We start from the raw sequence: 11,409 nt of genomic DNA, 5'->3' as shown, positions 1-11,409 counted from the left end.
GTGCGCGATCCCGCACTAGCGACGAGCGAAACGATCCCAGCGGGATCGTGTGGTGGGCGCGAAATCGTGCCCACCACCGAACTCGGCTGTGAAACAGCCCTTCTCAGCCGAGTATCGAGCCTTCCCGCCGCAGCGGGAAGGGGCCTTTCAGCCGCGAATCATCGGCTCATCCCCGCAACGTGCGGGGAGTGCATCAGCCGCGAATCATGTTGCGCAGCACGAACTGCAGGATGCCACCGTTGCGGTAGTAATCCGCCTCACCGGGGGTATCGATGCGCACGACCGCGTCGAACTCGACCTTCGAACCATCCGCCTTGGTGGCGGTCACCTGCATGGTCTTCGGAGTCACACCCTCGTTCAGCTTGGTGATACCCGAGATGTCGAAGACCTCGGTGCCGTCCAGGCCCAGCGACGCGGCGGACTGCCCGGCCGGGAACTGCAGCGGCACGACGCCCATACCGATGAGGTTGGAGCGGTGGATGCGCTCGAACGACTCGGTGATGACGGCCTTGACGCCCAGCAGGCTGGTGCCCTTGGCGGCCCAGTCGCGCGAGGAGCCCGAGCCGTATTCCTTGCCGCCCAGCACGACCAGCGGGATGCCCGCGGCCTGGTAGTTCTGCGAGGCGTCGTAGATGAAGGCCTGGGGCGCGCCTTCCTGGGTGAAGTCGCGGGTGTAACCGCCCGAGACGTCGTCCAGGAGCTGGTTGCGCAGGCGGATGTTCGCGAAGGTGCCGCGAATCATGACCTCGTGGTTACCGCGACGCGAGCCCAGGGAGTTGTAGTCCTTGCGCTCCACACCGTGCGAGTCCAGGTACTGCGCGGCCGGGGTGCCCGGCTTGATCGGACCGGCGGGGGAGATGTGGTCGGTGGTGACCGAGTCGCCGAGCAGCGCGAGGACGCGGGCGCCCTTGATGTCGGTGACGGGGCTCGGGTCCATCGACATGCCGTCGAAGTACGGGGCCTTGCGCACGTAGGTCGAGTTCTCGTCCCACGCGAAGGTGTCGCCCTCGGGGGTGTTCAGGCCCTGCCAGCGCTCGTCACCGTCGAAGACGGTGGCGTAGGACTTGGTGAACATGTCCCGGCTGATCGCCGACTTGATGGTGTCGTCGATCTCCTGCGGGGACGGCCAGATGTCCTTCAGGAAGACGTCGTTGCCGTCGGTGTCCTGGCCCAGGGCGTCGGTCTCGAAGTCGAAGTCCATGGTGCCGGCGAGGGCGTACGCGATGACCAGCGGCGGGGAGGCCAGGTAGTTCATCTTCACGTCGGGGGAGATACGACCCTCGAAGTTACGGTTGCCCGACAGGACCGCGGTGACCGACAGGTCGTTGTCGTTGATCGCCTTGGAGATCTCCTCCGGCAGCGGGCCGGTGTTGCCGATGCAGGTGGTGCAGCCGAAGCCACCCACGTAGAAGCCGAGCTTCTCGAGATACGGCCACAGGCCGGCCTTCTCGTAGTAGTCGGCGACGACCTGCGAGCCCGGGGCCATGTTGGTCTTGACCCACGGCTTGGAGGACAGGCCCTTCTCGACCGCGTTGCGGGCCAGCAGGGCCGCGCCCAGCATGACCGACGGGTTCGAGGTGTTGGTGCAGGAGGTGATGCCCGCGACCACGACGGCGCCGTGATCGAGCACGAAGTCACCGCGCTCGGGGTCCGAGACCTTGACCGGCTTGGACGGGCGGCCCGCATTGCCGTTGGCGGCGTTGGGAACCGGGTTGTCGTCGAACGCGGTGCCGGAGGCCACCGGATCGCTGGCCGGGAAGGACTCCTCGATCGCCTCGTCCAGCGCGGTGTGCGGGACCGGATCGTTGGTGTAGGTGGTGATGTCCTTGCGGAACGCGCTCTTGCTGTCCGACAGCAGGATTCGGTCCTGCGGGCGCTTCGGGCCGGCGATGGACGGCACCACGGTGCCCAGGTCCAGCTCCAGGTACTCCGAGTAGGCCGGCTCGTTGTCGGCGTCGTGCCACAGGCCCTGTTCCTTGGCGTACGCCTCGACGAGCGCGAGCTGCTCGTCGCTGCGGCCGGTGAGGCGCAGGTAGTTGATGGTCTCGCCGTCGATCGGGAAGATCGCCGCGGTGGAACCGAATTCGGGGCTCATGTTGCCCAGGGTGGCGCGGTTCGCGAGCGGAACCTCGGCGACGCCCTTGCCGTAGAACTCGACGAACTTGCCGACGACGCCGTGCTTGCGCAGCATGTCGGTGACGGTGAGCACCACGTCGGTGGCGGTCACGCCGGGCTTGATCTCACCGGTCAGCTTGAAGCCGACGACGCGCGGGATCAGCATGGAGACGGGCTGGCCGAGCATGGCGGCCTCGGCCTCGATGCCACCGACGCCCCAGCCCAGCACGCCCAGGCCGTTGACCATGGTGGTGTGCGAGTCGGTGCCGACACAGGTGTCGGGGTAGGCCTGGCCGTTGCGGACCATGACGGTCGGGGCCAGGTATTCGATGTTCACCTGGTGCACGATGCCGACGCCCGGCGGGACGACCTTGAAGTCGTCGAAGGCGCCCTGGCCCCAGCGCAGGAACTGGTAACGCTCGCCGTTGCGCTCGTACTCGAGGTCGACGTTGCGCTCGAGGGCGTCGGCGCGGCCGAACACGTCGAGGATGACCGAGTGGTCGATGACCATGTCGGCGGGGGAGAGCGGGTTCACCTTGCTCGGGTCGCCGCCGAGGGTGGTGACGGCCTCGCGCATGGTGGCGAGGTCGACGATGCAGGGCACGCCGGTGAAGTCCTGCATGATCACGCGGGCGGGCGTGAACTGGATCTCGGTGTCGGGCTCGGCACTGGGATCCCAGTTCGCGAGGGCGCGAACGTGGTCGGCGGTGATGTTCGCGCCGTCCTCGGTGCGGAGGAGGTTCTCGGCGAGAACCTTGAGGGCGTAGGGCAGCTTCTCGGTGCCGGGTACGGCCTTGAGGCGGAAGATCTCGTAAGAGTTGCTTCCGACCTCGAGGGTGCCCTTGGCGCCGAAGGAATCGATACTCGTCACTGTCAGCTCCACTCGTCTGTGAATGGGAGGGCCACCGGCGGGGCTGTGCCGATGGCTCGTCGAGGCGCTGGGCCTCGTCCGTGCTTCACCCTAACAGTACGCTTGTCCTGTGAGCGCAACCGGCCCCCGAGCGGGCCGTGTTCGGTGCCGGCCGGAGCGCGGGAGTCTCTCACAGCGGTGCGTCGAGGTGCTCGCGTTGGCTGCGCGAGCCTCGTCCAACGGGACAGGTGCAGCTTACGGCGTGCCGTGGTGCGGTGATCGGACGAGCCGTCGCGTACTGTGCGTTCGTGACCGTCACGCGCGCCTCGGTTTTCACGCCTGTCAAGGCGGAACTACCGCCGAATACCGACCTCGAGGTCGTCGAGCTCGACCTGTCCGACAATCATGTCGCCGCGCCCGAGGGGCGGAAGCAGGATGGGCTCGCCGCCATCGCCGCGCAGGCGCGTGAGCAGGGCATCGACCTCAACATCGTCGTGATTCAAGGCAATCCGGGCATCGAAGCGGTGCTGCGTGATCTCGCGACCGAGGTCGGCAAGCAGACCGGCGGGACCGTGGTGGTCTTCAGTGACGACTGGGTCGGCACCTATAGCGACGCGTTCACCCGCGGGCGGCTCGAATGGGCCGAGGACAAGGCCAAGTATCGCGGTCCGCAGCGCACCGAGGAGGCGGCGCAGACGTTCGTCGACCGGCTCGAGCAGCCCGAGACGGTGTCGTGGACGCTCATCACGCTGGTCGCGATGATCGCGCTCGTGAGCGCGGTCGCCGGGCTCGCGGTGGTCAAGATGCGCCGCGCGCCGCAGCCCCCGCTGCCGCCGGTCGAGTCCGAGCGCCCGCGTACGCCGGTCGCCTGAGGGCTCCTCCCACGCGGGTCGTAGCGGGCGCTTGCCCGGGTGACCCGAATCTCACTTCATCCCCGCTGAGCTGACCTCCGGCAGGTTTCCGGCCGGTCGTGCGGCCTGGTCGTGTGGAATTGTGCGGCCAAACCCGCAAATCATCGGCAACGAGTGAATTACGGCTCGTTCATCTCAGCGTGGCTGATTCCGCGCGTGCTGGAAGTGTCGTACCGTTTCGCAACGGCACTCGTGGGGAAGAAGTGTCGGAAGGGTCTCTTGAGTCCCGTGAAATGGGATGTTATCTCTGGGGCTCGTGTGGTGAGAGCTGCCGCGGCAGCCGTCGTTCCCCTTGGCCGGACGAACCAGGGAGGATGCGATGCGATTACAGGGCGAGCGTCGAAAACGTCCGATTCGAGTCGCTACCGAGTTGCTGGTGGCGTTGACCGTGCTCACGGTGGGGGCATCGACCGGGCACGCGGTACCGCCGCCCCCGCCCAATCCCAGTGACAGCGAGATCGCCGACGCGGGCGCGACGGTGGACGCCGGGGTGGGCGAGGTGGGTGCGCTCATCAACCAGGTCGCCTCGGTCGAACAGCAGCTGCAGCAGCTCGACGGCGCCGTGGCCGCGCGCCGCGAAGCGGTCAACAAGGCGCTGGTGGATCTGCAGACGGCCCGCGACACCGCCGACGACGCGGCGCGCGCGGTGGAACGGTGCCGGCTCGAGCTCGCCGACGCCGGTGATCGGGTCGGGGTCGCGCACGACGAGTTCGATCGGTTCGTCACCCAGGTGTACATGCGGCCCGGATCCAACTCGCTGGTGAACTACCTGTCCGCGCCCAGCCCCGAGATCGCGCTCGAGCGCGCCCAGGTGCTGACCATCGCGTCGACGAATCAGCGCGAGGTGGTCTCCGGGCTGCGCCGGGCGCAGGTCGATCAGGCCAACAAGACCTCCGGCGCCAAACAGGCGCAGCAGGTCGCCGACGGCGCCGCTGCCGCGGCCGAGGTGAAGAAGACCGAGGCCCAGTCCGCGGTGGCCGCGGCCCAGTCCGAACTCGACCACTCGACCGCTGCCCGCAACGACCTTGTGCACCAGCGGGATTCGGCGCAACAGCGCCTGGACGCGGCGCGCTCACAGGTCGCGGGTCTGCAGGGCCAGCGCGATGCCTTCGAAGCCTGGGATCAGCAGCGCCGGGCCGAGGAGGTGGCCGCGCGCGCCGCGGCCGCCGACGCCGCGGCCCGGGTGGCCGCGGACCGCGCCTCGAACGGCCTGGCGTCCGAAGCGGCCCAGACCCATCGTCCCCACACCCTGACCGACCTGTCCCCGCCGGCCCCCCGCTACGGCCAGAAACCCACCCGTCCCAGCGGCAACCGCTCGGCCCTGGTGGAGACGGTGGTCGACCGCGCCATGTCCCAGCTCGGCGTCGAATACGCCTGGGGCGGTGGCGATGAGGACGGCGCGACCCTCGGCATCCGCGACGGCGGGACCGCCGACTCGTTCGGCGACTACGCGAAGACCGGCTTCGACTGCTCCGGCCTGATGATCTACGCGTTCGCCGGGATAGGCGTCTCCCTCCCGCACTACAGTGGCTACCAATACACCATGGGCACAAGGGTTCCCGTAGACGAACGCGAACGCGGCGACATGCTGTTCTGGGGCCCCGGCGGCTCCCAGCACGTGGCTCTGTATCTGGGCGGCGGCCGGATGATCGAGGCCCCACAGTCCGGCGAGGTCATCCGGGTTTCCCCGGTCCGCGAGGATGGGATCATGCCGTACGCGGTCCGCATCGCGGCCTGAAAGTGGCCGGCGTGTAGGTTCTCATAAGAGATGTCCACTGTCTCAATAGATGTCCGAAACTTGTCCAATTGGACATTTAGATGAGAATGATCTCTCGAGTGTTCGCCTGCGCGGTGAGACCATGTACATATGGCTGTGAGGGGCCAGGGCGACCCTGGCCGGAGTGGTTCCTCGATCTGAGGTCGCTGTCCGATATCGGAGTGACACAGGAACGTTCGTGGAAAACTCTGCGGCAGTTGCCTTTTGATGCTGTCATAAGTGGCCGCCCGGTGCGAGGATTCCGGTCTTGGAAGGGGCGCAAGCACTACTCAGGTTGGTATTGGTCGACCACGATGAGTCGCCATGTGGCGTACGAGAGCCGCCTCGAAATGACGAGAATCCTTCTCGCGGACTAGGATCTAACAGTTTCCGGTTCGGAACCGGCTCCAGGCCGATTTCTGTCGCACTCGATACGACTTGTACGCAACGGATTCGACATGCGAAGGCCCGGTCGGTGACCGGGCCTTCTGGCTGTCCAATGCTGGATTCGACCATCAGGGACGGTTTGGCGGCCACAGGAAGCCGAGCACAAGCAGGCCCAACGTGCACGCACCGAGAAACGCGCCACCGCCGGCGATGAGACCGGCCTCCCACGCGGCGCCCGCACGCTGGGTCAGCACGTCGACGACAGCGGCGATCAGCAGACTGGCCAGCGCGATTATCGTGACCCACAGTCCCTTGGTGCTGCCGGGGCCGGGAGGTGGCGGTGGCGTCATGTGATGGTGTGGTGACGGAGTGGTCATGTGCCCTCCCGTGTGGTCAGCAGGTGGGAGGTGGCCATGTGCGCAGTGGTTGTCGCCCCGACCATCACGACAACGTGCAGGGCCTGTGGCGGGGGTTCGTGGTCGGTGCGGAAGGGTAAAGTCATCTTGGTACCTGGGGCCTTTCTCGGTTCGGTCTTCTGGGTGCTGTTCGGCCCCTGCTGGTTTGGACGCCTGTGCAGGGGCCGCGTCGTGTTCCGCGGCGGGTGGAACGGCTTCTACCGGTCGGTGCGCATCATCACCAAAGCGATGCCGTTGCCGAACGGGTCGCGGGACGGATCGTCAGCAGCTTGGAGCAGCGCGTCGGCGGCCCGGCGGAGGTCCTGCTTGTTCTGGATAAGGAACATCCCAGCGAAGGCGCTTTCGGCCTTTGCGCGGGTGTCGAATTTGTGTGTCCACCATTCGTCCACCAAACGGGCGCGCGTCCGCTGCTCGCACTGAATGTGGTTGTGGCGCAGTGACGATTCGGCTTCGCGGGTGCCGTGGCGTTCGTTGAGCAGGATGCCGAGGTGAAGCATGGCACGGGTGTCGCCACGGGCGGCGGCGCGGCGCAGCCAGTGCTCGGCCTCGCGGTGTTCGCCGCGGATCAGAAGGTCCTCGCCCAGAGCGCTCATGGCACCAGGTTTGCCAGTATCGGCGGCGCGGCGCAGCCACTGCTCGGCTTCGCGGTGAACACCGCGGATCATAAGCACCGTGCTCAGGGCGACCATGGCACGGGCGTCACCGGAATCGGCGGCGCGGCGCAGCCAGTGCTCGGCTTCGCCGTCATCGCCGCGCTTCAGTAACAGGATGCCCAGATGGACCGTAGCGACAGTGTCGCCGGCGTCGGCGGCGCGCCGCAGCAGCGCCTCGGCATCGGCGAGTTCACCGCGGTTCTTGAGCAAGATGGCAAGGAGTGTCATGGCGGTCGAGCGTCCGGTGTCGGCAGCAAGGCGCAGCCACCGCTCGGCTTCGGCGAGACGGGCCGGTATATCCAGCTTCGCGTCGGCGTCTTCTCCTTGCGCGGCCAGCCTTTCGCTCTCCGGTCGGGATCCGGTCTGTTCTTCGTTCCTTCGCTGCAGGTATAGCTGTCCCAGTTGGGCCAGGGTGTCGGGGTCGCCCGATTCGGCGAGGGTGTGGTCGACCCAGTCGAGGAAGCGCCTGGGTGAGCCCTCGAAGAGCAGGCGCACGCGGTCCTGCATGGCGCGCACATCGTGGCCGGGCAGGAAGTCGCCGCCGGTCGCGAGTTCCCCGCAGCCGCAATAGCATTCGTGGCTGAGGAACTGCTCTTCCTCGGAAACGCGCTGATAGGCGACCGGGTTTCGGGAGGCGTTGGCGACGGGATCGGGCCGGCCGATCCAGGCGTCATAGAGCGGGTGGCCCGCGCCGAGAAGCTGCCCACGCAGGGCTGCGCGGCCGCCGACGTGCTCGTCGCGGCCGGTGATCTCGGCGATGGCGCAGACGTTGCCGCCGCCGGTGACGAAGGCGAAGCGTTCGCGGTCGATGCGGTCGTGGCCGAGTTTGTAGATCCCGCGCCCGGATTCCCATGCCTCCTGTTCGGTCATGCGCGGAAACCAGCCGACGTACTCGCGACCGAGCGGATCGTCGGGCGTTTCCGCGAAGTTTCCCAACCTCAACCGGACGACCATGTCAGCCCCGCTTCTGTGCCGTCCAGGGTTTACCCAATGGACCGAAACCACCTCGCGACCGGGTGGACTACTACGAGAATATACTTTCGTCCCCTGGATTCCAATGATTAGAACCATGCAATGTCAGGCCGGATTAGTTTGTTTGCGTACGCAAGGACCATTGGGTTCTTTTCTGACCTTCGGCAAGGGCACGGCGTTGGAGGTGTCAAGCGAAGCGGCAGGTGTGCATGGTGGATTTCGTCAGCGGCCGGGTGATTCAGCAGCTGCTGCCGCACGGTGAGGCGGCGACGACCGCGAGCGAAGGCGCATCAATTCGGTGGCATTCGAGCTCGCTTGAGCACCCTGCCGGCGGCGCGTCGGTGAGCGGACTTGCGAACGATATCGCTCGGGTTGCCTACCTCATCAGCACGCGGGATCGGTGGTCAGCGCGTGGGTTTGAAGGCATGCTTGTGCGCGTCGTCGGGCACGTCCAACGTGCAGCCGCCCTCGCACGGCACCAGGTAGCGGTGGGATCGCAGCGCGGCAAGACCGTCGTGCAGGACGTCGTCGGTGGTCTCGGGATTGCGATTCCGGGGCCAGCGCGCACGCGGTGATCTGTTCCCAGGTGAGGTGGAACGGTGGGGTGGGAACCGATATGTGCAAATGATCTTGCGGAGCGGCGACGAGCACGCGAGCCACCTCCGGGAACTGACAGTTCGTCCGCCCCCGGCCCAGCCGAGCACACAACCGGCCCCTTCATCCGCAGCTCAGAATCCGTCGCAGGGCTGGGATTGCGACCCGCAGGGCGGGCCCGATGCTCGCTGATGGAACGGAGTTGAGTGGACCGGCCACGTAAGGCCGACCGACGACCGATAGCAACTGCGACGCCAGATCATCGCCCTGGCAGCTGTAGCCTGACTGTGCCTGCTGCTGCTCGCCTCCGCACTGCAGCGACACCCGTCTCTCAGCTCATGGCGGTGTCAGTGTCGGTGATGGCGAGCAGCGGCTGACGGTGGCCTTTTGAGTCCGTGCGCACCGCGGCCCAACGAACGTCGACCATTGCGAACAGTTAAGTCCCACAGTGGGTGTGAGGTCGTGACATGTCAACTAGATCGGCCACTAGCTAATTTGATGAGTACGCAAACCTACGAGGAAGCGGGACTAGTACCTGGCAGGGAAGGCGCAAGGTATGTCCTCGGACAGGTGAACCTTGTCCTGAGGAATTGGCCATCGTCTATGAGAAATCCATGGACAAATGGGTGAGAAATCGATACTTCCGCAGATCGAGCAAAGATGATTGGCCATGTATGGCGCGAACCTACACCGCCTCCGACCTGCAAATTTCCATTAGGTCTGTCGGAATTGCCCGTGCCGTTGTCCGGCGTCACTGCAGCACCCGTTCGGTGGACTCCCATCGGCCGTCGACGTAGTTGTGTGTGACCTCGACGGTCGCGGTAGCGGGAAAGCCGAGTTCGCTGGTCGAGGTGCTGTCGGCATAGATCAGTTGTTCTTCGGTGACGATCGATAGCCTGTCGATCCGGGTATCGGTGATGAAGCGTTCTGCCCCATAGGTTTTGCCGGTCAGGGGTGACGTGCCCGGTTTGATGGGGGCGCCTATGAGGGTGGGCGTTCGTCCCTTCGAGAAGTTGAGGACGGCGATGTAGCTCAGGTGTGAGGACCGGCCGGCGCAGCATTGGGCGAGGGTGCCGCCCGTGCAGTGCACGTCCACCACCGCGTCGGACAGTCCGTCGTTGTCGATGTCGGCCCAACCGTGCAGCGTGGATTGGACGATGGATGCGCCGCCGAAAGTGCCTGTCGGGGTTCTGGCTTCGCCTTTTCCGTCTTTCAGGACGATCGGCGCGGTCTGGTTCCAGCCCTGTGCCGAGGTCCCGCACGTTCCTGCCGGGATGGTGATGTTCGCGATGTCGGAGTCGCTGATACCCGCTGGTTTGGGTGCGTTGCGTGTGGTGATTTCGGTGACCAGGGTGACGGTGAACGCCGCCGCGTCGAGGGCCAGAGTGCTGACCAGGTCGGTGATGGCGACGACGGCCTGCGCGGCGGTGACCAGCGGGAGGACCTTGGTTTTGGCGACGTTGAGAGCCCTGTTGAGTGCCGGTCCGCTGATCCGCTTCCACACGTCGGGGGAGACCCGCTTCTGAACATCCTTGATGATGTCGGGTCCGAGCTCCACGACGCACGTCGCGAGTTCGGCCACGCCCGCGGCCAACTCCTGTGCGGTGCGAGCGTCGAGGACGTCTCGACCGGCGTCGTGCACGCAGGAACCCATGAAGCCGAGCTCGAGCGCGGTGAGCAGTTCGGGGTCGCCGACCGCGGCGGACAGCAGCTGCCAGATCACTCCGTATGCCGCCGAGGCCGTGGTGAATTTCGTTGTGATCGGTGCGATTCCGCGGAACTGTTCCAGGCTCGCCCTGGTGAAACCGATATCGACCCCGCCTCCCGGTGGCAGTACCCAGGTCCGAGGTCGTTCATCGGCGGGGACGCCGAGCGGTTCGGTGGTCAAGGTCAGCAGGTCGGTGATCGCCGAGGATATGCTGCCGTCGCCGGTGGCGAGGCTCTGCGCGGCCCACTTCGGAGTCACCGGCGCGGTGACGATCATGGCGCCGCCGCGGTTGTTCTTGATCTTGACTACCGCGGTGTCGGGATCCTTCGGGTCGGTCCCGGTGCACACCAGCAGTGGGGCGTTCTGACCCTCGGTGAAGATGGCGTTCTCGAGCCAGCTCGGGCGCGGTTGCGTCGCACAGGTCGGCGGGTCGGTGCGCTGACCGGCGACCGAGGTGATGAAGTGCGCCACGTTGTCGATCGGAACTTCCCACCACTGTTTGTCGCTGAGGTGGTCGACCTGCACGGTCGCGACCGTGCGATCGTCGTTGAGGGTGGCGGTGCGCACGGTCGCGGCGGACGGGTCGTGTTCGGGGTCGGCGTTGGCGCCGGTGTCGTCCAGGAGCAGCATCGTCGACGAGCGTGGCAACGGTTGCGGGAGTTGCAGAGTCAGCGTGATCGGTGTCCGGGGTTGGCCCGAGGCCAGGGTGAGGTCGGCGGCACCGTGCCCGATCGCCTCGGCGGAGTTGGATTGGGTCCGGTCGATAATCGTCAACGTCGTGTCGGCCGGGACCGCGCCTCCGGGAACCAGCGCGGTCCACGACTTCGTGATCTCGACCGTGGTGTCGGTGGCGCTCGCGATCGGTGCGTTTCTGCCGACGTCAGGGGGAGAAGGCGGTGATTCCGGCCCCGCGCAACCTGTCAGCAGGATGATCGACACCATCATCGGCATCGCGCCACGAGTCCGGATCATTCGGCGAGCCTCCCTGGAATTGCAGCGGCGGGCCCGACCCTGATCCTTCACGACCGTGCGTGACCAGTGTCCGAA

The 11,409-nt window shown here is 66.3% G+C and carries 8 protein-coding genes; 3 read left to right on the top strand and 5 right to left on the bottom strand.

Translation table 11 applies throughout. The features are described 5' to 3' along the window. Positions 1-193: 193 nt before the first annotated feature. Positions 194-2,986 (bottom strand): aconitate hydratase, encoded by a 2,793-nt coding sequence (locus ACWIGI_RS36450; protein ID WP_454208117.1) that lies wholly within the window; start codon positions 2,984-2,986, stop codon positions 194-196. 287 nt (positions 2,987-3,273) lie between these two features. Here ACWIGI_RS36450 and ACWIGI_RS36445 point away from each other — a divergent pair, with 287 nt between their 5' ends. Both ACWIGI_RS36445 and ACWIGI_RS36440 read left to right on the top strand, forming a co-directional pair. Then, a complete protein-coding gene (locus tag ACWIGI_RS36445; RefSeq protein WP_454208115.1) occupies positions 3,274-3,837 on the top strand; it encodes an Rv1476 family membrane protein in 564 nt (187 codons plus the stop codon). A 358-nt stretch (positions 3,838-4,195) separates the two neighbouring features. Further along, positions 4,196-5,614 carry an NlpC/P60 family protein gene (locus ACWIGI_RS36440; protein ID WP_454208114.1) on the top strand — a complete coding sequence of 473 codons (1,419 nt, stop codon included), beginning with the start codon at positions 4,196-4,198 and terminating at the stop codon, positions 5,612-5,614. 533 nt (positions 5,615-6,147) lie between these two features. Here the strand turns inward: ACWIGI_RS36440 and ACWIGI_RS36435 are convergent. The 3 genes from ACWIGI_RS36435 to ACWIGI_RS36425 form a co-directional block, all read right to left on the bottom strand. Continuing rightward, the gene (locus tag ACWIGI_RS36435) at positions 6,148-6,396 is read right to left on the bottom strand and encodes a hypothetical protein (protein WP_454208113.1); all 249 of its coding nucleotides are present in this window, start codon (positions 6,394-6,396) and stop codon (positions 6,148-6,150) included. Beyond that, positions 6,393-6,521 (bottom strand): hypothetical protein, encoded by a 129-nt coding sequence (locus tag ACWIGI_RS36430; protein WP_454208112.1) that lies wholly within the window; start codon positions 6,519-6,521, stop codon positions 6,393-6,395. The genes ACWIGI_RS36435 and ACWIGI_RS36430 overlap by 4 nt, the downstream gene beginning before the upstream one ends. A gap of 111 nt (positions 6,522-6,632) precedes the next feature. Then, positions 6,633-8,042 carry a tetratricopeptide repeat protein gene (locus ACWIGI_RS36425; protein ID WP_454208111.1) on the bottom strand — a complete coding sequence of 470 codons (1,410 nt, stop codon included), beginning with the start codon at positions 8,040-8,042 and terminating at the stop codon, positions 6,633-6,635. Positions 8,043-8,272: 230 nt separating this feature from the next. Here ACWIGI_RS36425 and ACWIGI_RS36420 point away from each other — a divergent pair, with 230 nt between their 5' ends. Continuing rightward, positions 8,273-8,635: a hypothetical protein gene (locus tag ACWIGI_RS36420; RefSeq protein WP_454208110.1), complete on the top strand. Its 363-nt coding sequence runs from the start codon at positions 8,273-8,275 to the stop codon at positions 8,633-8,635. Positions 8,636-9,405: 770 nt separating this feature from the next. Here ACWIGI_RS36420 and ACWIGI_RS36415 read toward each other — a convergent pair. Continuing rightward, positions 9,406-11,334 carry a hypothetical protein gene (locus ACWIGI_RS36415; protein WP_454208109.1) on the bottom strand — a complete coding sequence of 643 codons (1,929 nt, stop codon included), beginning with the start codon at positions 11,332-11,334 and terminating at the stop codon, positions 9,406-9,408. Positions 11,335-11,409: the final 75 nt, after the last annotated feature.

The sequence above is a fragment of the Nocardia sp. NPDC055321 genome, assembly GCF_053645575.1.
Note: the sequence above shows the minus strand (reverse complement) of the source record. Positions and strands in the feature narration are given on the sequence as shown.